Here is a 23,433-nt window from a genome sequence, read left to right on the forward strand (position 1 = left end):
AAAAACCTCGGCATGCCCGGCTGGCTCACCGCCGCCGTCATCGTCCTGGCCATGGTCCTGGTCGCAATCTTCTTCATCACCGGCGCCGACGCCGCTTCCATCGTGATGGGATCACTAAGCTCCAACGGCGCCGAACACCCCCGCCGCGGAGTAGTGATCTTCTGGGGCACCCTCACCGGCGCCGTCGCCGCAGTCATGCTCCTCGCCGGCGGCGACGAACCCTCCGAAGCCCTCGCCGGCCTGCAACGCATCACCATCGTCGCAGCCCTGCCCTTCATCCTCGTCATGCTCCTGCTCTGCTTCGCCCTCACCAAAGACCTGCGCCGCGACCCCCTCTCCCTCCGACGCCGCCTGGCCACATCCGTCGTCGAACGCGCCATCAAAACCGGCATGGAACAACACGGCGGCATCCAATTCGACCTCGTCACCAAACACGACTGCGCCGACACATGCCCCGACCCCGACTCCCACCAAGGCGGCACCCACACAGGCACCATCCTCACCACCACGCCCCCGCAACCAAACCCGAACACACACTAAACCCACCACCAACAAACACCCCGCCCCGGTGGCACACGGCCCCCAGCCCGTGCCACCGGGGCACACCCCCACCCCCACGCATGGTAAACAAATCCACGTTCACCCGCGGACCGGAAGCGTGGCGCTGGTTGCCTGCTGCGCGCCCTGGTTGAGGCCAGAAGTTACCGGGCCGGGCAGCCGCACAAGCCTCGTCGCGAGGTGCAGCGCCGCCAGCCTGCCGGTGCCGCGGGGGTCGCCGCCGCAGAGTGAGAAGATGCGCTGCAGACGCTGGTGCATCGACTGGCGCTCCAGATGCAGTTCCCGCGCAGCCTGCGCCGTGTTGCAGCCTGAATCCAGCCAGACCCTGAGCGTCTCCACCAGCAGGGACCGGCGCTGGGCATCGTAGTCAAGGACGGCGCCCAGCTGCTGGCGGACGAAGTCGGTGCGCAGTCCTTCGCCCAGGGAATGGAAGGCGAGCCGTTCCACGGCGAAGGCCTCGGCGTCGAGGGCAGCGCCGGACTGTCCGGGCCGCGCGCGGCCCGGCCCGCCGTCGGCAGCCAGTTCCAACGTGAGCCGGGCCTCCGTGAGGGACCACGGCGCGGTGGAGATGCCCGAGGCCACCGGCCCTACCGCACTGACAATCCCTTCCGCCGCGGCAATCGACTGCAGCCCGGCCACGATCGCGTTCCGGTCCTCCTGGACGTTGTCCGGGTGCAGGGCAACCAGCGCAAGCAACTCGGCGTTGTCCGCGTAGCTGACGCTGTGCTGCCCCACACGGTCCAGCAGGTGTTCCACGTTCGTGCGGATCTGCCGGGACCCCGCGGAACGGACAACAACCGCCACGAGCTGCGCGTACACCGCGATGCCCGCGGCCGGCGCGAGCTGCTGGAGCCGCCAGTTCTGTGTTCCGGAATCGACGGCGCGGATCAGCGCCGCACCCGCCATCTCCTTGAGGCCGGGCGGCATCCGCTGCAGCAGGGCAAGCGCCAGGATGTCCACCGAGCGGGATCCCGCGATCCGGGCCAGGTTGACGTCAGCTTCACCGCGGACGAAGAGGGTAAGGCGCGCAGAAGGTATGCCCCGGACAGCGACGTCAACATGGATGTCGCGGACATGATCCTGCCCGGCCCCGGCCGGTGCATCGTTTTGGGACTGCCCGGCTTGGGCCTCCTCAGAATGACCGGCCGGCAATGCGCTGGCAAGGGTAACCCCCGCGGTGGACGTCAGGACCACTTCCGAACCGGTGGCATCCGCCAGCACGGCCAGGACCCGGTCGAGGCTGCTGCCATGGGCCAGCTCCACCGCCATCGCATGGCTGGTCTGGTCCGCCTGCTGCAGCTGGCCGGCGGATTCGCTCACCAGCAGTGAGTTGATGGCTTCCATGACACCCACAAAGGGCACCTGCTTGCGAAGCTCCACGAGCGGAAGCCCGGCGGCCTGCGCTGCTGAAACCATCGACGACGGGATGGAGGGCAACGCCGCCCCCGTCTCTATCGCGAGCGCGGCCACCCCCCGCTCCGCGAGCTCCCAGATGTAGCCGATCCGCCTTTTATCAGTTGCCGAGGCCAGCGCCTGGCCGCCGGTGAGCAGCAGTTCCCCGCCCCCAAGTAACGGGGCGATGTCCAGAACCTCACTGGAGTGGATCCAGCGGAGCTGCGTCTCTGCCGCGATCGCCGCGCTGGCGCGGATCACGGGATCGGCGGGGGTGAGGGTGGAATGTTTCAAAACATCCAGCAACCGTATAGACATGACACTCCGTCAGGCAGAACAACAGATTTTAATACACATGGTATATGGCAGTTGTGGCATGGGCCACATAATCTGGATCTATCCCTTTTACTCATGGAGGCTCCCCCATGCACGACAACCTCTCCGCAACACAGTCCGGGCCGGCAACGACGCCGACCGAAGACTGCGAAGCCTGGCTTCAGCCCATTCCCGAGTCCCAGCGCACGCACAAAGTTTCCGGCCAGTTCTGGATCTGGGCCGGCGCGAACCTTGCACCGATCAACTGGGTGCTCGGTGCGCTCGGCATCCATCTCGGCCTCGGCTTTGCCGACACGGTCACCGTCCTGGTTCTGGGGAACCTGATCGGCATGCTGCTGTTCGGCTGCTTTGTCCTGCTCGGCCAGAAGACCGGCGCCACCGGCATGGTCCTGGCCCGCGCCGCCTTCGGACGCCGCGGCAACTACCTCCCCGCAGCCATCCAGGCGCTCCTGGTGATCGGCTGGTGCGCGGTCAACACCTGGATCATCCTGGACCTGGTCATGGCCCTCTTCGGAACACTCGGCTGGGTTGATCCCGAAGCCCACAACTACGCCTGGAAGATCGGTGTGGCCACCGCCATCATGGCCGCACAGGTTGCCATCGCCTGGTTCGGCTACAAGGCCATCGCGGCCTTCGAAAAGTGGACCGTACCGCCCACCATCATCATCCTCGCCGTGATGTCCGCAGTGGCATGGTTCGGCATGAAGATCGACTGGGGCTACGCCGGCCCTGCCGGTCAGATCCTCGAAGGTTCAGACCGGATCGCGGCCATGAGCGCCGTGATGACGGCAATCGGCATCGGCTGGGGCATCACCTGGTTCACGTACGCCGCCGACTACTCCCGGTTTGTCAGCACCGAAGTTCCCAAGAAGAAGGTCTACCTGGCCTCAGTATTGGGCCAGTTCATCCCCGTGGTGTGGCTGGGCATCCTCGGCGCCAGCCTGGCCACCAACAGCGGTGAGATCGACCCCGGAAAACTCATCGTCCAGAACTTCGGAGTCATGGCACTGCCCGTCCTGCTGATGGTGCTGCACGGACCTATCGCCACCAACATCCTGAACATCTACACCTTCTCTGTGGCCACTCAGGCGCTGGATATCACCATCAGCCGCCGCAAGCTCAACCTGTTCGTCGGCGTCTTCTCGCTCGCCGCCGTCGTGTTCTTCATCTTCCAGGAAGACTTCGCCGCCGTCCTGGACGCCTGGCTCATCGGGCTGGTGGCATGGGTTGCCGCCTGGGGCGGAGTCATGCTGGTCCACTACTTCTGGATCGATAAGAAATGGCCGGGCAACCCGGAGCGGCTGTTTGACGCGGTCGGTACCAAGCGCCTCCCCGGCGTCAACTGGGCAGGGGTCATCTCCCTCCTTGTAGGCATCTTCGCTACCTGGCTGTTCATGTACGGACTCGTTCCGGCAATGCAGGGCCCCATCGCCGTGGCCCTGGGCGGCTGGGACCTGTCATGGCTCGCAGGCGGCCTGGCCAGCGCCGGCTGCTACGCCCTCCTGGGCCCGGCGTACCACCGCAGGCACCTGGACTCCGCACTGCCGGCCGCCACCGTTGCCCAGGCCACGGCAGACCTGCGCTTCACCACCCGGTCCAGCGCACCTGCCGAAATCTGAACCATAGGAACCCCTGATATGACCTTCGACGCATTCGCCGACTCCGCCCACCCGATCACCTGGCCCGAGGGCAAGCAGGCAGCCGCCTCCTTCACCTTCGACGTCGACGCCGAATCCTGCACCATCGCGCACGATCCGAAGAGCACCAAGCGGATGTCCCTCATGACCCACCAGTCCTACGGACCCAAGGTTGCCGTTCCGCGGCTGCTGCAGATCCTGCAGCGGCAGGACATCCGGGCCACGTTCTTCGTCCCCGGCTTCACCGCCGAGTGCTACCCGGACACCGTCCGCCGCATTGTGGACGCCGGGCACGAGGTGGCGCACCACGGCTACCTGCACGAACCGATGCAGGGCATCGACGCCGAGACGGAGGGCCGGTACATCGACCGGGGGCTGGAGGCACTGGCCAAGGCTGCCGGCGTCGAGCCTGTTGGCTACCGCGCACCGTGGTGGGAACTGAACTGGCACTCCCCCGCACTGCTCGCGGACCGCGGTTTCCTCTACGATTCGAGCCTGCTCGACGGCGACGCCCCCTACCGCTTCAGCGTCGCCCCGGGTGACAGCCGGGACATCGTGGAGATCCCGGTGGACTGGGCCCTGGACGACTGGGAGCAGTACGCCTTCTATCCGGGCGTGACCGGCAGCGGCGTCATTGAGAGCCCGGCCAAGGTGCTTGAGATGTGGACCCTCGAGGCCGAGGCCCACCACGCGCAGGGAAGCTGCTTCGTCCTGACCAACCACCCGTTCATCTCCGGCCGGCCCTCCAAGGCAGTCGCCCTGGAAAAGCTGATTGAACGGGTCAAGTCCATGGACGGCATGTGGGTCACTACCATGGAGGAGATCGCCCAGCACACCCGGCGCACCGTCCAGGAGGTCCACGGGCACGCCCGGATCGAGGTCCCGTCCTTCCCGGACACGGGTGCAAGGTTCACGCCGTCCACGCTCCGCCAGACAAAACCAACCGCCAGCCTCGGCTGAGCTGCCGGGACACGAAAACTCCCGTCGGATTCCTTCCGGCGGGAGTTTTCCTGTTTCCGGCCCAGGACGCGGCGTGGCGGTTAGGCTCAGGAGTGTTATTGCCGGATGAGGGGAACGCACCATGACCAGCACGACGGAACCGGGCCCGACGTCGGCGCTTGAGAGCCGCGGGTGGCGCGCCCCTGCCAGCGCTTCCGGTCTCGCCTCACTCGTGACCGCCGCCCGTGGCCGGCCCACCCAGGCATCGCACGCTCCGTTCGACGGCAATCTGGTGGGCGAAGTTCCAGCCTGCACAGCGGACGACGTCGATGCCGCCGTCGTCAGCGCCCGAACTGCCCAGCGCACATGGGCAGCGGTTCCGCTGAACGAGCGCCGCGCGGTCATCCGGCGGTTCCGCGACCTCCTCCTGGAGCGGGAGCCGGAGGTCCTGGACATGGTCCAGGCCGAAAGCGGAAAGTCACGGCTCAGTGCGTTCGAGGAACTTGCGGACGTCGCCCTGACCGCCAGCTACTACGAGCGGACTGCCCCGCGGTATCTCCGGCCCGCCCGCCGGAAGGGGGCTGCGCCCCTCCTGACCAGCACGGTGGAACACCGCCTGCCCAAGGGCGTGGTCGGGATCATCAGCCCCTGGAACTATCCCCTGACCCTCGCTGTTTCGGACGCCCTTCCCGCCCTCCTCGCCGGCAACGGCGTTGTGCTCAAGCCGGATTCGCAGACGCCCTTCACTGCGCTGCTCGCCCTGGAGCTGCTGCGGGAGGCAGGGCTTCCGCAGGACCTGTTCCAAATCGTCACGGGGCCCGGGCCGTTGCTGGGTTCGGCCATCATCGAACGCGTGGACTTCGTCATGTTTACGGGCTCTTCGGCCACCGGAAAGATGGTGGCCACGCAGTGCGCCGGGCGGCTCATTGGGTTTTCGGCCGAGCTTGGCGGGAAGAATCCGATGCTGGTCCTTGCCGACGCGGACGTTGCCAAGGCAGCCCGGGGCGCCGTGCATGCGTGTTTTTCCAACTCCGGCCAGCTGTGCGTCAGCATTGAGCGGATTTACGTCCACCGCGACGTCTTCGAGCCGTTCCTGGCAGCCTTCACAGCCGAGACCCGGGGAGTGCGCCTTGGTGCGGGGCCGGATTGGGACGTCGGGATGGGGTCTCTGATCAGCACCAAACAGCTGGAGACGGTCAACGCCCATGTCCAGGACGCGGTGGCCAAGGGGGCGCGGCTCGTCACCGGAGGCCGCGCGCGGCCGGATCTCGGTCCGTTGTTCTACGAGCCCACCATCCTCACCGGCGTGACCGACGAAATGCTCCTCGCGCGGGAGGAGACGTTCGGGCCCGTTGTTGCTGTGTACGCGGTGAAGGACGACGCCGAAGCCGTGGCCCTGGCCAACGACTCCGAGTACGGACTCAATGCCAGCGTGTGGTCTGCCCGCCACGGCGTCTCGATGGCCCGGCGCCTGCTGGCCGGGACGGTCAACGTCAACGACGGGTACGCCGCAACCTGGGCGTCCCATGATGCCCCGATAGGCGGCATGAAGGAATCCGGAACGGGGCGGCGCCACGGCCGGGAAGGCATGCTCAAATACACGGAGGCGCAGACCGTGTCCCTGCAGCGGCTGCTCCCGGTGGGCCCTCCTCCCGGAATGAAGAACGAGAAATACGCCCGGATCATGAAGGCAGCAGTTAAGGTCATGAGCCGGTTCCCCCTGAGCGGCATGAGTTAAGGCATGAGTTTCCCACGGCCGCATACACCGGCGCCGTCCCAAACGAACCACCAGGAGACCTGATATGGCCCATGGAACCAAGCTGTCCGGCAGCACCGTACTGGTCACCGGCGGCGGGAGCGGACTGGGCCGCCGCATGGCCCTGTTGGCCGCACGCCGCGGCGCCCGCGTGGTGATCTGGGATCTGGCGGCCGACGGCGGCAGGAATGTCCGCGATGAAATCCGCGCCGGGGGCGGCGCAGCCGAAGCGCAGACGGTCAACATTGCGGACAAGGAGGCCGTGCAGACCGCAGCCGCCGAAGCCGGGCCCGTTGACGTGCTGATCAACAATGCGGGTGTGGTCAGCGGCCAGCTTCTTCTTGACGCTGCCGACGAGGACATCGAACGGACCTTCAACGTCAACGTGCTTGCCCTCTACTGGGTGACGCGGGCTTTCCTGCCGGGGATGACCGGCCGTGGAAGCGGAACGGTGGTCACCATCGCGAGCGCGGCAGGGCTGGTGGGGGTGGCCAGGCAGACGGATTACTCAGCCAGCAAGTTCGCGGCGTTCGGATTCAACGAGTCGCTGCGCGCCGAACTTCGCGCGGAGCTGCGCAGCGGGGGGAGCGACGGTGCCGGGGTCAGGACCATGGTGGTGTGCCCCTACTACATCGATACCGGCATGTTCGACGGCGTGAGGACCCGGTTCCCGCTGCTGCTGCCCATCCTCAAGGAGGAAGAGGTGGCGGCGAAGATCCTGGACGGGATTGAGGCCGGCCGCGAGAAGCTGGTTTTCCCGCCGCTCGTGAACCTGGTTCCGGCGGCCCGTATCCTTCCGGTCGCAGGCTTCGACCGGCTGATGGATTTCCTGGGCATTAACCGGACCATGGACCATTTCACCGGCCGGCCCGGGGACAAAGGCCCCGCAGTTGAGCAGCCGGTCAAGACCGGCCCGAACGTGGAGTAGTTTCAGTCGATTTCCTCCCCGGCCAGCGCCTTTGCGGCCAGCCGTTCTTCCTCCGCCGTTTCCCAGACCTCTTTTGCCGCGCGGATATTGAGGAGGACGATGACCGTGCCCAGCACCAGATCGGGCCAGCCGGAGGCCGTCCAGATGGTCAGGACGCCCATGGCGATGATGGCCACATTGATCAGCACGTCGTTGCGGGCTGAAAGGAACGCCGCCTTGGACATCGAGCTGCCGTGGTGCCGGAACCGGGCCAGGACGAGCGAACACGCCAGGTTGACGATCACCGCACCGCCAGCGGTCACCATCAGCGACAACGGGTCCGGGGGCTCCGGATCGGTGAACTTGATGACCGCCTGCCAGCCCGCCGCCAACGCCGGGACCAGGATGAAGAGAGCCATCGCCTTCCCGGCAAGTGCTTGGCGGTGCAGTGACCAGCCCAGTGCCAGGAAGATCAACAGGTTGATCGCAGTGTCTTCGAGGAAGTCCACGCTGTCGGCAAACAGGGATACCGAGCCGATCGCCAACGCCACCGTGAACTCGACGAAGAAATACGCGAGGTTCAGCCCGGCGACGAGCAGAACCGCGCGTTTAAGCCGCCGGCTAAGGTCCTGGGCGTCCTGGTCAGTGGTCATCGTGGCCCTCTCTCGAAGAACGTTTGTACATCAGCCGCCTCCGGATATGCCGCCTGGGTCCCTTTGCTGGTGGTGGCCAGGGCCGCCGCAACGGAGGCGAAAGCAGCCGCGTCGGCCAGCGTCGCGCCGGCCGCCAGCCTGAAGGCAACGGCTCCGGTGAAGGCGTCACCGGCGCCCGTGGTATCCACGGCCTTCACCTCTGGGGAGGACACCCGGAGCACGCGCCTGTCCTCTGTCGCCAGGGAATCAAGCACCACCGATCCCTGTGGACCCAGCGTCACCACGGCCTGCCTGATTCCCCGGTCGGCGAACCGCTCCCGCACGTTATCCCATTCGGCACCGGCGGCATCAGGTCCGGGGAAGGCGCCGTCCCCGAGGAAAAGTGTGGCCTCGTGGGTGTTGACCAGCAGGACGTCGGTCAGTTCTGTCACGGCTGACGGAACCCCGGCGTAGGGTGAGAGGTTCAGCAGCACTGTTGCGCCGGCGTCGTGCCCTGCCTGTGCAGCCGCCAGGACAGTGGCCATGCTGACTTCGAGGCAGAGGCAGACGACGGCGGCGCCGTCCAGTACGTCCGCTGCCGCCGCCACGTCCGCCGGCGACAGGGTGCCGTTGGCGCCGGCCGAAATGATGATGGTGTTTTCGCCGTTGGCGTCGACGGCGATGACCGCGACGCCCGTCTCCGTTCCGGCACGTCGGACGTGCCCGACGTCGACTCCCGCACCGACCGCGGAGGACAGCAGCAGGTCAGCGTTGGCGTCATCCCCCACTGCCCCGACCAGGCTCACGTCGCCGCCCAACAGGCTGGCAGCGACGGCCTGGTTGGCGCTCTTTCCGCCGGGACTGACAGCGAATCCGCGGCCGCGGACCGTCTCCCCCGGACGTGGAAGACGCTCGCAGTAGACCGTGAGGTCCGCATTCAGGGATCCGACGACGACGATGCGCCCGGCCCCGACTGCGGCGGCGTGTCCGTCGGAGGACTGGGCGGGGCCGTGACCGTTGCGCATGAAGTCGACCGTACCGCACGGTGCGCGGCGGAACGGTCACACCTCCACCAAGACGTCGCCGTCACGCGTTCCTGTCACACCCCCGCCGTAAGCTGGGGACATGCCGAGTAACTGGGACAGCCTGGACGTCAGCCTCCGGGAATCCGTGGAGGAGAACGTCGCCACCTATGAGCGCGTCCGCCCTGCCCTGAAACTGGTCACGCGTGATGTCCTCCATATCCTCCGGGGCATGCTCAAGGACACCGAGGTCACGCCGCTGTTCGTCACCGGCCGCACCAAATCGGTGGAGTCGTTCCGGGAGAAGATCTCAAGGATCGAGGAGCCGCTGGAGCCCGGCGGGCCGCCGGTGCTGAAGTTCCCGGACCCGTTCCGCACCCTGAACGACATGGTGGGGGTCCGCGTCATCACCAAGCTGCCCACGGAGAACGCCCTGGTGGCAAACATCATCAAACGCCAGCGCCAGGTGTTCGACTGCCGCGGGGACCGGGAAAAGGACATCGGCTCCATCGAGTCAGGCACGTACGGCTACTCCAGCCGGCACCTGATCCTGCGCACCATCCAGAATGAGGCCGTCAAGGAGTACCAGTCCGTCTTCAACCCGGATGTCCAGCCCAACGGCAGCTATTTCTTCGAGTGCCAGATCCGCACGGTCTTCGCGCACGCGTGGAGCGAGATCGAGCACGACATCCGCTTCAAGGCCGAGGACCCGCGCGCCTGGACACCGCACTTCGACCGGCAGTTCACCGCCACCGCGGCCATGCTGGAAACGGTGGAAAGCGCCTTCGCGGACCTGCACGAACGCTACGAGGAAGTCCGCAGCTACTGGGACATGGAAGGCGAGGGTGCGGCGCCGCTTACCCCCAACCGGATCCGCGATGTCTGGCGCACGCTGCTGCCGCACGTGGACCGCAAAGTCGATGACGACTGGGGGTGGGCAGCTGAACTGATGGCGGCCCACGGCCTTAACCAGACCATGCAGCTGGCCGCCCTGCTCAGCGCCCAGCGGATCACGGAAGTCCGCAGGGCGCTCGATCACCGCTACTCCCCCGGCCCTGACCGCCTGCTGGATGACCTGCTGCTCTGGCAGTACGGCACCAGGCACATCGACCTCACCGCCGAGGCGCCCGACGTCGTCCCGCACCCGCGGCGCGACAGCCTCCTGCGGCGGCTCAAGCAGATCGAGCGGTACCGGCACTCCAAGTCACCGTAGGGCGGGATTATTGGGCACTGCCGGCATTCAACTACCCTTGACACAGGGCTGTTGCAACGGACCCGATGCTCCCGGTTCCAGCCCAGCGGCAAGATCCGGCACCTGTTCTGCCCCTCTCTGACAAGGATTCCGCCATTTCCACGGACGCATTCTTCGGTACGCTCACCCGGATCCGCAACGTCATCCTTCCGCCCGCCGCACGGTCCTGGCTTAACACGCCGCGGGGCCTGCTGGTGGGCTACATCGCCGTGCACCTGGGCTTCCTGATATTTGCAGCCCTGCTCTCGTCACGCGGCGAAGCCTTCAGCGACACCTTCATCTACCGCGAGTGGGCGCTGGCCGGGTTCAACGAGGCAAACCTCAGCGGCGGGCCCAGCCCCTGGGTCTACCCCATCCTGGCGCTGATCCCCATGGCCGTCGCCGGCCTGGCCGGGCCCGGCCCCTTCTTCTTCCTCTGGGTCTTGATGACCAGCCTGCTCAACGGGTGGGGCCTGCTGAAGCTCACGGACCGCGGCCGCAACCAGGGCGCAATCCCCGCCGGCTGGTGGTGGCTCGTGTTCACCCTGCTCCTGGGCTGGCTGGGCTTCGCCCGAGTGGACGGCCTGACAGCGCCGATCGTGCTGGTGGCCCTGGCCTACGGAGTGCAGCGCCCGTTCATCGCGTCCGTCCTGCTCAGCATCGGCACCTGGATGAAGGTCTGGCCGGCCGCCATCATGCTGGCGCTCTTCGCCGTGGTCAAGAACCGGCTGCTGGTGGTGCTTGCCGGCGTCGTGACCTCCGCGGCCGTCGTCGCCCTGGCCGCCGTCCTTGGCACTGTGCCCAGGCTCCTGAACTTCCTCACCCAGCAGGGTGACCGCGGCATGCAGCTCGAGGCCACCTTCACCACCCCGTGGCTGTGGCTTGCCGTGCTGAACGTCGGCGATTCCCGGATGTATATGAACACTGACATCAACTCCATGCAGGTGGACGGGCCCGGTACGGCCGTCATGTCCTTCCTGATGCAGCCGCTCCTCATCCTGGCCGCCCTCCTCGTTGCCGGCCTGACGTTCTGGGCACTGCACAACGGCAAAATCAACGGCAGCAGCCAGCCCGACGGCGGCGTAGACCGCACGGAACTGCTGCTCGCCGGGGCCCTGACCCTTGCCACCGCTTTTGTGGTGTTCAACAAGGTGGGCTCCCCCCAGTTCATGGTGTGGCTGGCCCCTGCCGTGGCGGTCGGCCTGGCGCACAGCTGGCGCGAATGGCGGGTTCCGGCGGCAATGCTGATCGCCATCGCCGTGGCCACGTTCTTCATCTACCCGCTGTTCTATGACGCCCTCAGCCACAACAACCCGCTCATGGCCGGGGTTCTGACCATCCGCAACGTACTGCTGGTGGTCCTGTTCCTGTGGTCGGTGCGCCGCCTGTATTCACTGGGCAAAAAAACTTCCGTGTCAGTCCCCGCGCTCAAGGAGTCCTGACATTTCCACGAAGTTCTTTGACCGGCTGGTCCGCGTCCGCGGCACCCTCCTGCCCGCGCGCGTGGTGGACTGGTTCGCCCGCCCGTCCAGCGTGTGGTGGGGATTTGCCGTGGTCCACCTGTACTTCCTGGGCTGGATGGCGTCCTTCTTCCTCAACGGCGACACGTTCAGCGATACCGAGCAGTACCGCCAGTGGGCCCTGGATGGTTACAACCCGGAAAGCCTCGACGGCAAGATCAGCCCCTGGGTCTACCCGGTGCTGGCACAGATCCCTATCCTCCTCGCCGGCATCGCGGGTCCGGACCTGTACCTCCTGGCCTGGTTCCTGATCATCACGGCCCTCAACGCCGTCGGCCTCGCTTTCCTGACCCGCGGACGGCGGAAGGTGCGGGCCATTGCCCCGGCGTGGTGGTGGCTGTTTTTCACCGTCTTTATGGGTTACCTGAGCTTCGCGCGGGTGGAGGGCATCACGGCGCCCATCGTGCTGATTGCCCTGCTCTACGCCGCCGAGCGCCCCGTGGTGGCCGGGATCCTGCTGAGCGTTGCCACGTGGATCAAGGTGGCTCCGGCGGCTGTCCTGGTGCCCATCATCATTGCCAGCCGGAAGCGCCTTCAGGTGCTGGCCTCCGGGGTGGCGGTCACCGCCGTCGTCGGTCTGGGCACCTGGCTGACCGGCGGCCTGCCGCACATCCTGGACTTCCTGACCAACCAGGGCGAGCGCGGCATGCAGCTCGAAGCCACGTTCTCCACGCCCTGGGTGTGGCTCAGCGTGTTCCATATTGCGGGCTCCAGGATGGCGGACAACACGGCCATCAACTCCACCGAGGTCTACGGCCCGGGCGCGTCTGTGGCGGCTTTCCTGATGCAGCCGCTGCTGATCCTCGCGGCGGTGGTGGCCGCTGTGCTGCTGATCCGTGCGCTGAAGCGCGGAGCCGAGCGGGAAGAACTTTTCCTTGAGGGTGCCCTCATGATGACCACCGCGTTCATCGTGTTCAACAAGGTGGGGTCGCCGCAGTTCATCATCTGGCTCGCGCCGGTGATCATCGCCGGCCTCACCCACGACTGGGACCGCTGGAAGGTCCCGGCCGCCCTGCTGATGGGCATCGCCGTCACCACGTTTGTGATCTATCCGCTGTTCTACACACCGCTCATCCACGCGCACCCGGTCATGGCTGCCATCCTCACCACCCGCAACGTGCTCCTGGTGGTGCTGCTGTGGTGGTCGGTGAAGCGGACCGCGGAGCTGGGGCGGAAGACGCCGGTTGCGCCGGAGGCCAAAGCTGCCTGAGCCTGCGGGGCCCGGCTGGAGGCGTGGGTCTTAGCCCTCGCACTCGATGCAGTACTTGTGGCCGTTGCTCTCCCGCGCGAGCTGGGACCGGTGCCGGACCAGGAAACAGGAATAGCAGGTGAACTCGTCCGCGGCCTGGGGAATGACCTGGACGATGAGCTCTTCGTTGACAATCTCTCCCCCGGGGGTCATGCCTTCATCGAGTGCATCGGCCTGGTCCAGTTCGCTGACGACGCTGCGGGCATCCGGCGCGTTCGCGGACTGCAGTGCCTCCAGGGAACGGTCCTGGGATTCCTTGACGTCGGAACGGACTTCGTCGTAATCGGTTGCCACTTGGGTGATTCTCATTTCTGACGTATTTGTTTTTCTTTTCTGACGAGACTGCAACGTACACCACCCCGCCGTTGTTCCCGTACCGGAGAACCGGGTGCGACGCAGGCGGTTGCGCCGGATTGTCCGGAAAGTTGTGCTGCCAAACTTACTGGGGAGAAGAAGGAGAGATGATGCGTGTTTTCATTACAGGCTCCGCGGACGGACTCGGGCGGGCCACGGCGCAGTCCCTCGTCGACGACGGCCATGAAGTCATTGTGCATGCCCGAAGCGCCGTCCGGCTGGCTGCAATGCAGGATCTCCTTGACCGCGGGGCCACGGGCGTGGCCGGTGACCTGTCGGACATGGAGGAAACGCGCGGGGTCGCAGCCCAGGTGAACCGCGGCGGCCCTGTGGACGCTGTAATCCACAATGCGGGCGTTTACAACGGCCCTCACATCTTCCAGGTCAACGTGGTGGCCCCCTACCTTCTCACCGCGCTCATCCACCGCCCTCGCCGGCTGATCTACGTCAGCAGCGGCATGCACCGCGGCGGCAGCGCAGCCCTGCCCGGAAGCGGGCACACCGGACAGTCACAACGAACCACCTACTCCGACAGCAAGCTTTACGTCACCGCCTTGAGCGCCGCCGTCGCCCGTTTATGGCCTGACGTACTCAGCAACTCCGTGGATCCTGGCTGGGTGCCCACCAAGATGGGCGGTCCCGGCGCTCCGGATGACCTGCGGCTGGGCCACCTCACCCAGGAATGGCTCGCCACGAGTGAGGACCCGGAGGCGCTGACGAGCGGCGGCTACTGGTATCACCAGCACCGGCGGAAAGCGCACCCCGCGGTTTACGAGCTGGGGTTCCAGGACACGCTGCTGAATCACCTGGCCGGCGTCACGGGCGAGCGCCTCAGCTGAGTCGGCTCTTTCGGGGGAAGAAGCGCCTGGCAAAAGTCCAAACTCAACCTTTTGACTGGCCGCCGAACCCGCCTGCTTCGGCGCGGTTGTGGCCCCCCCAATTTTGGGCCACAACCGCCGGTTCACCCCAGCCCCGTAGGGACTGCCACAGATTCCCCCTCACCTGCCCGACGACGCAGTTCCTCTTCAACCAAGGAGAGAAGCTGCCCCGCCTCCTCTAACTCAATGAAGCCCTGGGACCACTGCAGCGTCTCGTAAAGGCTGAGAAGACTGGCTGTAGGGACAACGCATCTTCCGGCGTCTGACGGGCGGTTCTCTGGTTCTTGAGCGGTGTGGTGGTCCACTCGAACCGGCCTCACGTCGGGCATACAAGCACCGTCCATGCCTGGTGGTCGCCCGCAAAGGACGCCGGGTGGTCGCCTGCAAAGGACAAGGTGATGAGGTGGTTGCCGTCCTTGACGGTGCCGGCAGGTACCCGAGTGAAGGCCCGGACGGCAAGGCCCAAGGCAACAGTCATGGCTTTGGTTGGAGTCACGAAGGCTGGATCCCAAGACAGAAGGGGACGGCCGTTTCCTGACCCACTGTCAGGCTAGCAGGACACCCTGATCCAGGAAAGGCTTCGCGTCCGGAAGACGGGCCCTGAAGGCCTGCGAAGCCCCGATATATCCACGAATGATCATCATGCTTAGTATTGTGTTGTTCTAGGCACATGGGAGATCTGCTCACTGGGGGCAGCGGCGACTGTGCCGGATGGAGTTATGCATGAGCACCGAACAGGGATTGACCCCGCTTACTGATGAAGAACTGATGGCTCAGGGCGGCACGGCACTGCCGGACAAGGAAGTCGCTTCTGTCCTGGACCTGAACGCCGACCTGGACCTGGGCATTAACGCAGCGGCACCGATCGATCTCGCTGTGGCGGCCAATGCCAACGTCGCAGCCCCGATTGATGCGGCTGCCTCTGCGAACATCCTCTCCTTCGGGTCCGAATCGCAGGCCCTTGCTGACCAGGGAGTGATCATCGATCAGGGCATCACGGCGGATGCCACAGCAGACTCCGCGCAGGACAGCACTATTGACCAGGGCACGGATACGGCTGCCGGAGACGGCACCGCCGCTGACGCCGGAACCACCGATGGCGGGCTCCTTCCCGAGGACGGAGCGGCGGGTGTTGGCGCGTTGCCGGTGGATCCCTCCGCCGCCCTGGACGGGGACCTGCTGAACGTCAATGTGGACCTGGCCGCTCAGGCTGACATTGCAGCGCCGATCAACGGCGCTGTGGCAGCCAATGCCAACGTGGCGGCACCGATCGATGCCGCTGTTGCGGCCAACATCGGTTCCATCGACAGCGACGCCTTTGCTGTGGCGCAGCAGGACGCCATTATCAGCCAGCACATCGACGGCAGCGCAACCGCCTCCGCCGACCAGCAGTCCGATCTCCGGCAGTAGAGAACTGACGCCACCTCCCACGTGAACAAGCATCCATGAGCACAGTGCACGGCGGGCCGTCCCGGCTGGACGGCCCGCCGCCTTCTCCTGCGTCCCCCACCGCCGGGCTTGCGGTCCATCCGACCCCTGTCCCGGTCCGAGCGGACGGCATAGAGCTGATCGGCGAAACGAAAGGTTCGGGCTACCGTGAACCGCCGTCGCTGGTCCGCAGGGCAGATGGCCAGGCCATTGCGCTCACCCGCCTGCTCTACCTCGTGTTGGAGGCCATCGACGGTCAACGCACCGCCGATGACGTTGCCGACCATGTGAGTGCCCGCTTCGGAAAGCTCGTCAGCGGGGACAATGTCCGCACCCTGGTCTCCTCCCAGCTGCTCCCGCTGGGCTTGCTCCGGCTGGCAGACGGTTCACAGCCGGAAGTGAAGAAGGCCGATCCACTGCTGGGCATGCGCTTCCGCTACACGGTGACGGATCCGGAGAGGACCCGCAAGCTCACGGCCCCGTTCGCGGTGCTCTTCAGCCCGCTGATTGTTGCAGCTGTGTGCGCAGCTTTCATTGCCGTGTGCTGGTGGGTTCTTATGGTCAAGGGACTGGGATCCGCAACCCACGATGCGTTCGCCAACCCGGGACTGCTCCTGCTCGTCCTTGCCGTGACCGTACTGTCTGCCGGGTTCCACGAATTCGGTCATGCCGCCGCTGCCCGCCGCGGCGGGGCAACGCCCGGAGCCATGGGTGCCGGCCTCTACCTGATCTGGCCCGCCTTCTTCACGGATGTCACAGATTCCTACCGGCTGGGCCGTGGCGGCCGGATCCGCACCGATCTGGGCGGGCTGTACTTCAACGCGATCGTGTCGGTGGCCATCATGGGTCTCTGGTGGGCGACCGGCTTTGATGCCCTGCTGCTGGTGGTGGTCACCCAGATCCTCCAGATGGTCAGGCAGTTGCTTCCCTTGGTTCGGTTTGACGGGTACCACATCCTTGCCGATGCGACCGGTGTCCCGGACCTCTTCCAACGCATCAAGCCGACCCTGCTGGGGCTGCTGCCCTGGCGCCGGACTGACCCCGAGGCGGGGGTACTTAAGCCTTGGGCGCGTGCGGTTGTCACCGGCTGGGTGCTGGTCACCGTGCCCCTGCTGCTGGTGAGCCTGGTCCTGATGGTACTTTCCCTGCCGCGGCTCCTGGGCACGGCGTGGGCAAGCGTCCTCCAGCAGCAGCTCAAGCTGTCTGAAAGCCTGATGGCCGGGGATATCGCCGGCGCCGCGGTTCGTGCCCTGGCCATCGCAGCCGTGGCCCTGCCCGTTATGGGCATGTTTTACATCCTTGTCCGGCTGATCCGGCAACTGACCACCGGACTCTGGAAAAAGACCCGTGGCAAGGCCTTCCACCGGGCCACCGCTATGGCCGCCGTCGCGGCAGTGGCGGCCGGTCTGACGTGGGCCTGGTGGCCGAGTGCGGAATCGTACCGGCCGGTCCAGCCGTACGATCGCGGCACACTGGCCGACGTCACCACAGCCATTTTCCCGGCGTCCGATTACACGGCCCTGCGGGAAGGCCAGGCCGGCAAGACGGTCGCGCTCTGGCCTGCGGGTACCCCCAAACCGACCCGGGAACAGCCCCAGCTCAGCATGGTCCTGGTGCCTAAAGCAGGGGCCGCAGGTGCCGCGCCTGACACTGCGGCCGCGCCGGCGCCGTCATGGGTGTTCCCGTTCAACCTGCCTGCGGCGCCGGCAGAGGACGGCAACCAGGCCCTGGCGGTAACCACCGAGGACGGTTCCGTTGCCTACGACGTCGCGTTCGCGCTCGTGTGGGCCGAAGGCGGCGGACCCGTGGATACCACCAATGAGGCCTATGCCTTCGCCAGCTGCGCTGACTGCACAGCGGTGGCCGTGGGCTTCCAGGTGGTGCTGATCGTGGGCCAGGCAGATGTGATTGTCCCGGAGAACCTGTCTGCGGCCGCCAATTACAACTGCGTCCGCTGCCTGACGTACGCGCTGGCCAGTCAGCTCGTCCTTACCTTGGACGGACCGCTGAGCGATGCCGGCATGGCCAGGCTCAACGCCCTGTGGGCGGAGATCGCCGAGTACGGCCGCAACCTGCAAAACGTCTCCTTATCCGAAATCCAGGGACGTCTTAACACCTACAAGGAACAGATCCTGGAAATCGTCCAGACCGACCCCAGCGCCGCAAAAGGCACGGCAACTCCCGCAACGCCGGGCTCTGCAGCCACGCCCACGACGTCGACGCCGTCACCGGGTGCAACATCCGGAGTTGGCCTGGTTCCTTCCCCTGCCGCCTCCGCGCCGGCACCCGTGCCATCTGGAACGGCGACGGCGGCACCCGGCACGAGCGGCGGGATTGCAGAAACAACCCCTGCAACAGAACCTCCCGCCGCGGAGCCGACAGCCACTACCCTGGTGATCCCGGTACCGGCTCCCACGACGACTGGAGGGTGAGTAACCCATCCGTCCCGATCAGGTCAGTGCGGTGGCGTTGGCGGGTGACCCGGTGCCTCCGGTGATGTTCAGGGGCTTGATGCTGATGAAGGCGTCCCAGTTTCCGGTGCCCCGCATGTGGCGGCTAAGAGGTCCAAGCCGCCACAGTTCCCCCAGGGGCATGCCAAGTTTGGCGAGAAGTTGCTGGTGCATCATGCCGTGGTCATTGACGGCGCTTTCAGCGTAAGGGCTTCGCGGTACCACTGGAAGGCACTCCACGGCGAAGGTATCGGCAGCGATGACGGAGAGGCGGTTGTCCCATGCCCAGGCAATGAATTCCTGCGACTGGGCAATGCCTGTGGCGCGGCGGTTGTCCCGGGCCTGCTGCTTTTCCGCGGTGGTCAGGGCAAGAAACCACTCGCACCAGCCGGTGTGGAGCATGAGGATGTCGCCCTGCCGGAGGCTGACAGATTGGGCCTCGACCACCGCCTGGATCAGGCTGAGTTCCAGCGGTTCGCCGCCTGCGTGGTCGATGGGAGTGCCCTGGCCGGTCCGGTAGCCATCGAGGTCGATCAGCACTCCCCGTCCGGCGATGGGATGGTCCGCCCATTCCTGGATGCCAAGATCCGGCGTGCCTTCCCGGATCCGGTCATCCGCAGTGCCGTTGTAGAAGCCGACGTCGTCCGCCCGGCGGTGCCTCAGCCCGTCGATCTGGCTGGATCCCTGCAGGTAGTAGCCGTCCAGGAAGTCGTCACGGTGGGCGGGATGGGAGGAGTAGATGGTGTGGCGGGGCGCACTGCGTTTCAGCGACATTCCGGGGTCAAAGGCATCTGCCGGATAGTCCAGGCCGAACACGGCCCCTGTCCGGATGCAGGTTTTCGCCTCAAGGACCGTGTCCTGTGTGATGAACGACGGCGTCCCGCGGTCCGGTTCGGGGAAGAGTCCCCAGGACGTTCCCGCCAGCACACCCTCACGTTCAAGCAGCCCGGCGAAGGTCGGGTAGGTTCCCGGTTGCGATGTCAAAGGGTCCTGGCTTCCTGTGGCTGTTCCTGGTCCTGCCGGCGTTTGTAGCTGAGGAGGAAGCCGGCGACCGCGCAGACGGAGGCGGCGATGCACATGGGGATCTTGACGGTTTCGTTGAAGAACGCCAGCCAGCTCCCCTGCCCAAGAATCAGGGCGACGGCCTGCCCCAGCACGAAGACAATGCCGCCGAGGAGAAGGGCTGCCAGGGTCAGGACGAAGAGTACTTCGATGGCTCTTCGGATCTTATGCATGATTGTGGGTTCCTTAGATCGGCAGGATGCCGAGGATGATCAGGACGCCGATGCCGAGCAGCGGCAGGGCGTAGTGCGTGAGCAGCCGGGCGAAGGTCTTGATGGGGTCCACGTCGGCGATGCCGCAGGCCACATACAGGGGCGCGCCACCGGGCGGGACCGCGGCCTCACAGGAGGAGAAGACCAGGACCGCCACCGCTGCCGTGGTTGCAGGCACTCCCGCGGCCACCAGCGTTGCGACGCCGACAGTGCCGACGGCGGCCATCGTCGCCGTTGCAGAGAGCGGGGCCGCGACGGCAATGACGATCAGGCCGATCAGGATCGCGAGCAGCCACAAAGGAAGGTTCATTCCGTTCAGCAGCGCAGTCATCTGCTTGGGAAGGCCAGTGGCGGCGAGGGCATTAGCCCCGGCAAAGGCAAACACCACCGTGACTCCGACGATGCCAAAGCGCGGTGCAGAATTCTGGAGCAGCGCCCACCATGCGCGTCCCGCCGTCGGGAGCTTCTTCCTGCCCAGCAGTGCCCCTGTGATGATCAGGACCACCGGGATCCAGACGATGACGCTGACCGCCCGGGTGACGTCCGCCCCGGTCCAGCCGGACAGGGCGTCGGCAAGGGCGCCGGTGGTGATGACCAGCGGGATGGCCACCACGACGAACAGCAGCATGGTGGCCCACCCGCGCCCGAACGCCGCCCGGACGGACAACCGGTGGGCAGCGTCCAGCGGGGTCATTCCGCTTTTGCGGACCAGCAGCCACGTCACGATCAGGCGGTGCAGGAAGCACCACAGCCCGCCGAAAAGCAGCGGCAGGACCAAAGCGTTGATGTCCAGCAGCGGCCCCACCGTGGCGGATCCGACAAGTACGAACATCGAGGCGCTGAACGGAAACGTGATCCCCATTCCGGCGTTACCGGCGACGAGGGTTGCCGCGGAAGGCTTGTCCAGCCGGGACTTTTCCATCCACGGAATGGTGACGGATCCGACCGTTGCGGCGATGGCGGCCTGATTGTGGACCACTCCGCCCAGGCCCGCCGATGCCACCGTGGAGACCCAGGCCGGTCCGCCTTTGACACCGCCGATCAGGGAGTTCAGCAGGTCGATCATCCGGTCAAGCACCCCGGTCCGGTCCAGCAGATACCCCATAAAGACGAAGGCCATAGTGGCGTAGACGATCTCGTCCGTGATGGCCGAGTAGAGTGCCGCCCAGCCGATCTGGCCCGCCGCGGCGCCGGTGAACGGGAGCACCACCAAAAACCCGAGGATCATTGCCTCCCCGACGCTGCGCTTGATCACTGTGGTCCACAGCAGGATGACCGTCAGGTAGGCCCCGAGTGCCCAGATGCCGATCATGCTGCTGCTCCTGTCGGCGGAATGCCGTTCGTGTGGTTGGTCAAGTGACCCCTGTCCATGATTGTGCCCGACCCCGGGGTCAGCGCAAGGCGGGTGCCGGTTCCCGGGCAATCCGGGTCAGTGCTGTTGCGGATGCGGTGGTCATCTCTGCCGGCACTCCAAGATCGGAAAGGTAGCTCGCGGTGTCCTGCATTTCCTTGGAACGGCGCAAGGCATGCTTGGCCGTGCCGTTAAGGAACCTGTCGATGACCGCCTGGCCGTCTCCGGCCAGTTGGCTGGCGATCTGTCCACGGATCCACGGCTCGAGCCCTGCGGCCCTGCCTGCCTGGACGGCCTCGACAACCACCGAGGCCATGCCCTTCATCAGGACGCTGCGGAGGAGTTTATGGGCCATGGCTGCCCCGGGCTCCCCCTCGGCGATCTCCACATCCATACCCAGAGGCGCCAGCAGGCGGGCGACCGCCCGGGCGCCCGGTCCACTCACCATCAGGGGGGTTTTTTCCCCGAGCGCGGAGACCGGTCCGAGGATGGCGACGTCGGCGAAGTCCGCCTTGCTGGGCAGCTGACCCAGCTCGCGCATCACGCCTGGGGAGGATGAGGTGAAGTCCGCATAACAGCTGCCTTCCGACAGGACCGGCAAGCACTCCCGGGCAACGCTTCGCGCGGCGGCTGCTCCCGTAAGGACGAGGACAACATCCGCCCCTGCGCAGGCTTCGGCGGCGGTGGCTGCCCGGGTGACACCGGCAGGAGTAGACGGCGCAACGGGGTCAAACCCGTTGACGGTATGGCCGGCGGCGGTGAGCGCAGCGGCATAGGTGGCTCCGGCTTCACCCAGGCCGATGATGGTGCACGCTGTCATGAGTTCGCGTCCTTCTTGCTTAGTTGCGTGCCGCGACGATGGCGGCCCGGCGGTTGGTTTCGTCGGTGAAGACTGCTTCGCCGGCGTCGGCTACTGCGGCTGCCTGGTCCCGGGGAATGACGACGACGCCGTCTGAGTCGCCGATGATCACGTCGCCTGGGAGGACGGGGACGCCGCCGAATGAGATCGGCGTGCCCAGACGGAACGGCCCGTTTTTGTAGGGGCCGGCAGGGGTGGTGGAGCGGGCGAAAACCGGCAACCCGATTTCGGCGAGGGCTTCGGCGTCGCGGGCTGCCCCGTCCAGCGCGAAGCCGGCGATGCCGAGGTTGATGGCCCGTTCGCCGATCAGTTCCCCGAGGAGGGCGCGGGACTCGTCGCCGCCGCCCGAGACAACGATGACATCTCCGGGGCGGGCGTGCTCCAGTGCCTTGTGGATGCCCTGGTTGTCGCCAGGCCGGGTCCAGACGGTGAAGGCCGGTCCCGCGATCCGGGCTCCCGGCCAGATTGCCTGGATCGCCGAGTGCGCGACGCCGAGGCGATCCATGGCGTCGCCGATGTTGGCCGCGGGAAGCTTCGCAAGCCGGTCGACGATGTCCTTGTCCGGCCGGGGAAAGTCAGCGTCGAGGGTGTCGATTGCTGGGGTTGTCATGTTGGCGCCTTTTCTTGAGGAGTGCAATGGCGGGGTCAGTTGGTTTTCTGGACCAGCGGGAGGGCCTTCTTGAAGTCCTCTTCCTGGGCTGCCCAGAACTGCTCGTAGCCAGCGGCCGAGAGATAGCTGGTCTGGAGGCCCAGCGCGCTCATCTTTTCCTTGACGGTAGGGTCCTCGACTGCCTTCTGGATTGCGGCTTCGAGCTTCTTGGCGATGGCGTCAGGGAGCCCGGCGGGGGCGGAGTAGCCTCGCGCAGTACCTGCCTCAAGGTCATAGCCGGATTCTTTGAAGGTGGGGACGTCCGGCAAGGAGGGTGCGCGTTCTGAGGTCATGACGCCCAGGACGCGTGCTTTGCCTTGCTTGGTCAGGTCGGTGACGTCGCTGACGTTGGCGACGAGGATGTCCACGTGCTTGCCGAGGAATGCGGTGGTGGCCTGTGAGGCGCCTTCGGAGAAGTGGACCGGGGCGAACTCGGCGCCGACGCTTTCCTGGATCTGGGCCAGGGCAAAGTGCTCGCCGGTCTGGAGGCCGGTGGTGCTTGCGGTCATGGACTTCGGGTTGGCTTTGGCGGCGTCAAGGAGGTCCTTGAGTGTCTTGTAGGGGCTGTCGGGCTGGACAGCGATGACAGTGGGGTCGATGACCTGGCGGCCGAGCGGCTGGAAGCTGCTGCGCGTGTATTTTGCGCCGCGGGCCGGGTCCAGCGGCGAGACGACCACGGACGGGGAGCCGGTGGCGCCGATGGTGTAGCCGTCCGGTTTGGCACTGGTCATTTGGGTGTAACCGATCTGTCCGCCGGCACCAGGTTTGTTGATTACTTCGACATTGGTTCCCAGTTCCTTCTCCAGGATTGGCTGGATGAGCCGGGCGGCCGTGTCGACGGCTCCGCCGGAGGAGAAGGCCACGACGAGGTCGATGGACTTGCCCTTTTTCGGGAAGTCGTCGGCGGCGGCGGTGTTCGTGGCCCCGGCGTTGGCGCCGCAGCCGGTGAGGGCGATGAGAGTGGCTGCGGCGAAGGCTGCAGCGATGCGGGTACGGGTAATCATGGTGCTT

Annotated in this window: 22 protein-coding genes; 11 read left to right on the forward strand and 11 right to left on the reverse strand. The window is 66.1% G+C overall.

What is annotated here, in order from left to right:
* Positions 1-540, forward strand: a 540-nt coding sequence (locus ABIA70_RS16750) for a BCCT family transporter (protein WP_354148711.1), incomplete at its 5' end; no start/stop codon positions are given.
* 99 nt (positions 541-639) lie between these two features.
* Here ABIA70_RS16750 and ABIA70_RS16755 read toward each other — a convergent pair.
* A complete protein-coding gene (locus tag ABIA70_RS16755; protein ID WP_354148712.1) occupies positions 640-2,268 on the reverse strand; it encodes a helix-turn-helix domain-containing protein in 1,629 nt (542 codons plus the stop codon).
* Between the two features lie 107 nt (positions 2,269-2,375).
* Here ABIA70_RS16755 and ABIA70_RS16760 point away from each other — a divergent pair, with 107 nt between their 5' ends.
* The 4 genes from ABIA70_RS16760 (at position 2,376) to ABIA70_RS16775 (ending at position 7,546) form a co-directional block, all read left to right on the forward strand.
* The gene (locus tag ABIA70_RS16760; protein WP_354148713.1) at positions 2,376-3,905 is read left to right on the forward strand and encodes a purine-cytosine permease family protein; all 1,530 of its coding nucleotides are present in this window, start codon (positions 2,376-2,378) and stop codon (positions 3,903-3,905) included.
* A gap of 18 nt (positions 3,906-3,923) precedes the next feature.
* Positions 3,924-4,883 carry a polysaccharide deacetylase family protein gene (locus ABIA70_RS16765; RefSeq protein ID WP_354148714.1) on the forward strand — a complete coding sequence of 320 codons (960 nt, stop codon included), beginning with the start codon at positions 3,924-3,926 and terminating at the stop codon, positions 4,881-4,883.
* A gap of 121 nt (positions 4,884-5,004) precedes the next feature.
* On the forward strand, positions 5,005-6,600 hold the full coding sequence (locus ABIA70_RS16770) for a succinic semialdehyde dehydrogenase (protein WP_354148715.1): 1,596 nt from the start codon (positions 5,005-5,007) through the stop codon (positions 6,598-6,600).
* 64 nt (positions 6,601-6,664) lie between these two features.
* Positions 6,665-7,546 (forward strand): SDR family oxidoreductase, encoded by an 882-nt coding sequence (locus tag ABIA70_RS16775; protein ID WP_354148716.1) that lies wholly within the window; start codon positions 6,665-6,667, stop codon positions 7,544-7,546.
* Between the two features lie 2 nt (positions 7,547-7,548).
* Here ABIA70_RS16775 and ABIA70_RS16780 read toward each other — a convergent pair whose 3' ends face one another.
* Both ABIA70_RS16780 and ABIA70_RS16785 read right to left on the reverse strand, forming a co-directional pair.
* Complete coding sequence (locus ABIA70_RS16780) at positions 7,549-8,178, reverse strand: cation efflux transmembrane domain-containing protein (RefSeq protein WP_354148717.1); 630 nt, start codon at positions 8,176-8,178, stop codon at positions 7,549-7,551.
* Positions 8,175-9,182, reverse strand: coding sequence for a ribokinase (locus ABIA70_RS16785; protein ID WP_354148718.1), 1,008 nt, complete (start codon positions 9,180-9,182; stop codon positions 8,175-8,177). Before ABIA70_RS16785 ends, ABIA70_RS16780 begins: the two co-directional genes overlap by 4 nt.
* Positions 9,183-9,282: 100 nt before the next feature.
* On the opposite strand from ABIA70_RS16785, the gene ABIA70_RS16790 reads away from it, so the two are divergent.
* The 3 genes from ABIA70_RS16790 to ABIA70_RS16800 all read left to right on the forward strand — a co-directional run bounded on the left by ABIA70_RS16790 (position 9,283) and on the right by ABIA70_RS16800 (position 13,140).
* Positions 9,283-10,392 (forward strand): GTP pyrophosphokinase, encoded by a 1,110-nt coding sequence (locus ABIA70_RS16790; protein ID WP_354148719.1) that lies wholly within the window; start codon positions 9,283-9,285, stop codon positions 10,390-10,392.
* 65 nt (positions 10,393-10,457) lie between these two features.
* The gene (locus ABIA70_RS16795) at positions 10,458-11,852 is read left to right on the forward strand and encodes a glycosyltransferase family 87 protein (RefSeq protein ID WP_502917225.1); all 1,395 of its coding nucleotides are present in this window, start codon (positions 10,458-10,460) and stop codon (positions 11,850-11,852) included.
* Positions 11,853-11,913: 61 nt separating this feature from the next.
* Positions 11,914-13,140 carry a glycosyltransferase 87 family protein gene (locus ABIA70_RS16800; protein WP_354148720.1) on the forward strand — a complete coding sequence of 409 codons (1,227 nt, stop codon included), beginning with the start codon at positions 11,914-11,916 and terminating at the stop codon, positions 13,138-13,140.
* Positions 13,141-13,170: 30 nt separating this feature from the next.
* Here the strand turns inward: ABIA70_RS16800 and ABIA70_RS16805 are convergent, their stop codons facing one another.
* Complete coding sequence (locus ABIA70_RS16805) at positions 13,171-13,473, reverse strand: DUF4193 domain-containing protein (protein ID WP_354149032.1); 303 nt, start codon at positions 13,471-13,473, stop codon at positions 13,171-13,173.
* Between the two features lie 167 nt (positions 13,474-13,640).
* Between ABIA70_RS16805 and ABIA70_RS16810 the strand changes: the two genes are divergently transcribed.
* Positions 13,641-14,372, forward strand: a complete 732-nt coding sequence (locus ABIA70_RS16810; protein WP_354148721.1) for an SDR family NAD(P)-dependent oxidoreductase — start codon at positions 13,641-13,643, stop codon at positions 14,370-14,372.
* A gap of 355 nt (positions 14,373-14,727) precedes the next feature.
* Here the strand turns inward: ABIA70_RS16810 and ABIA70_RS16815 are convergent, their stop codons facing one another.
* The gene (locus tag ABIA70_RS16815) at positions 14,728-14,907 is read right to left on the reverse strand and encodes a hypothetical protein (RefSeq protein WP_354148722.1); all 180 of its coding nucleotides are present in this window, start codon (positions 14,905-14,907) and stop codon (positions 14,728-14,730) included.
* 227 nt (positions 14,908-15,134) lie between these two features.
* On the opposite strand from ABIA70_RS16815, the gene ABIA70_RS16820 reads away from it, so the two are divergent.
* Both ABIA70_RS16820 and ABIA70_RS16825 read left to right on the forward strand, forming a co-directional pair.
* Positions 15,135-15,821, forward strand: coding sequence for a peptidoglycan-binding protein (locus ABIA70_RS16820; protein ID WP_354148723.1), 687 nt, complete (start codon positions 15,135-15,137; stop codon positions 15,819-15,821).
* 35 nt (positions 15,822-15,856) lie between these two features.
* Entirely contained in the window at positions 15,857-18,271 is a 2,415-nt protein-coding gene (locus ABIA70_RS16825; protein ID WP_354148724.1) for a hypothetical protein, read from the forward strand.
* 18 nt (positions 18,272-18,289) lie between these two features.
* Here the strand turns inward: ABIA70_RS16825 and ABIA70_RS16830 are convergent, their stop codons facing one another.
* The 6 genes from ABIA70_RS16830 to ABIA70_RS16855 form a co-directional block, all read right to left on the reverse strand.
* Positions 18,290-19,273: a cyclase family protein gene (locus tag ABIA70_RS16830; protein WP_354148725.1), complete on the reverse strand. Its 984-nt coding sequence runs from the start codon at positions 19,271-19,273 to the stop codon at positions 18,290-18,292.
* Entirely contained in the window at positions 19,270-19,524 is a 255-nt protein-coding gene (locus ABIA70_RS16835) for a hypothetical protein (protein ID WP_354148726.1), read from the reverse strand. Before ABIA70_RS16835 ends, ABIA70_RS16830 begins: the two co-directional genes overlap by 4 nt.
* Before the next feature lie 13 nt (positions 19,525-19,537).
* On the reverse strand, positions 19,538-20,875 hold the full coding sequence (locus tag ABIA70_RS16840; RefSeq protein WP_354148727.1) for a TRAP transporter large permease subunit: 1,338 nt from the start codon (positions 20,873-20,875) through the stop codon (positions 19,538-19,540).
* A gap of 79 nt (positions 20,876-20,954) precedes the next feature.
* Positions 20,955-21,734 (reverse strand): NAD(P)-dependent oxidoreductase, encoded by a 780-nt coding sequence (locus ABIA70_RS16845; RefSeq protein WP_354148728.1) that lies wholly within the window; start codon positions 21,732-21,734, stop codon positions 20,955-20,957.
* Positions 21,735-21,753: 19 nt separating this feature from the next.
* Positions 21,754-22,383 carry an RraA family protein gene (locus ABIA70_RS16850; RefSeq protein WP_354148729.1) on the reverse strand — a complete coding sequence of 210 codons (630 nt, stop codon included), beginning with the start codon at positions 22,381-22,383 and terminating at the stop codon, positions 21,754-21,756.
* A gap of 35 nt (positions 22,384-22,418) precedes the next feature.
* On the reverse strand, positions 22,419-23,426 hold the full coding sequence (locus ABIA70_RS16855; protein ID WP_354148730.1) for a tripartite tricarboxylate transporter substrate binding protein: 1,008 nt from the start codon (positions 23,424-23,426) through the stop codon (positions 22,419-22,421).
* Positions 23,427-23,433: the final 7 nt, after the last annotated feature.

Source organism: Arthrobacter sp. 754 (genome assembly GCF_040548695.1).
Lineage (GTDB): Bacteria > Actinomycetota > Actinomycetes > Actinomycetales > Micrococcaceae > Arthrobacter.

What these genes read in the sequence shown, in the direction of transcription:
- ABIA70_RS16755 (WP_354148712.1), bottom strand. Translation starts at nt 2,268, where the DNA reads ATGTCTATACGGTTGCTGGATGTTTTGAAACATTCCACCCTCACCCCC.
- ABIA70_RS16765 (WP_354148714.1), top strand. Translation starts at nt 3,924, where the DNA reads ATGACCTTCGACGCATTCGCCGACTCCGCCCACCCGATCACCTGGCCC.
- ABIA70_RS16775 (WP_354148716.1), top strand. Translation starts at nt 6,665, where the DNA reads ATGGCCCATGGAACCAAGCTGTCCGGCAGCACCGTACTGGTCACCGGC.
- ABIA70_RS16835 (WP_354148726.1), bottom strand. Translation starts at nt 19,524, where the DNA reads ATGCATAAGATCCGAAGAGCCATCGAAGTACTCTTCGTCCTGACCCTG.
- ABIA70_RS16795 (WP_502917225.1), top strand. Translation starts at nt 10,458, where the DNA reads ATGCTCCCGGTTCCAGCCCAGCGGCAAGATCCGGCACCTGTTCTGCCC.
- ABIA70_RS16850 (WP_354148729.1), bottom strand. Translation starts at nt 22,383, where the DNA reads ATGACAACCCCAGCAATCGACACCCTCGACGCTGACTTTCCCCGGCCG.
- ABIA70_RS16790 (WP_354148719.1), top strand. Translation starts at nt 9,283, where the DNA reads ATGCCGAGTAACTGGGACAGCCTGGACGTCAGCCTCCGGGAATCCGTG.
- ABIA70_RS16785 (WP_354148718.1), bottom strand. Translation starts at nt 9,182, where the DNA reads ATGCGCAACGGTCACGGCCCCGCCCAGTCCTCCGACGGACACGCCGCC.
- ABIA70_RS16780 (WP_354148717.1), bottom strand. Translation starts at nt 8,178, where the DNA reads ATGACCACTGACCAGGACGCCCAGGACCTTAGCCGGCGGCTTAAACGC.
- ABIA70_RS16810 (WP_354148721.1), top strand. Translation starts at nt 13,641, where the DNA reads ATGATGCGTGTTTTCATTACAGGCTCCGCGGACGGACTCGGGCGGGCC.
- ABIA70_RS16760 (WP_354148713.1), top strand. Translation starts at nt 2,376, where the DNA reads ATGCACGACAACCTCTCCGCAACACAGTCCGGGCCGGCAACGACGCCG.
- ABIA70_RS16825 (WP_354148724.1), top strand. Translation starts at nt 15,857, where the DNA reads ATGAGCACAGTGCACGGCGGGCCGTCCCGGCTGGACGGCCCGCCGCCT.
- ABIA70_RS16840 (WP_354148727.1), bottom strand. Translation starts at nt 20,875, where the DNA reads ATGATCGGCATCTGGGCACTCGGGGCCTACCTGACGGTCATCCTGCTG.
- ABIA70_RS16845 (WP_354148728.1), bottom strand. Translation starts at nt 21,734, where the DNA reads ATGACAGCGTGCACCATCATCGGCCTGGGTGAAGCCGGAGCCACCTAT.
- ABIA70_RS16820 (WP_354148723.1), top strand. Translation starts at nt 15,135, where the DNA reads ATGAGCACCGAACAGGGATTGACCCCGCTTACTGATGAAGAACTGATG.
- ABIA70_RS16770 (WP_354148715.1), top strand. Translation starts at nt 5,005, where the DNA reads ATGACCAGCACGACGGAACCGGGCCCGACGTCGGCGCTTGAGAGCCGC.
- ABIA70_RS16855 (WP_354148730.1), bottom strand. Translation starts at nt 23,426, where the DNA reads ATGATTACCCGTACCCGCATCGCTGCAGCCTTCGCCGCAGCCACTCTC.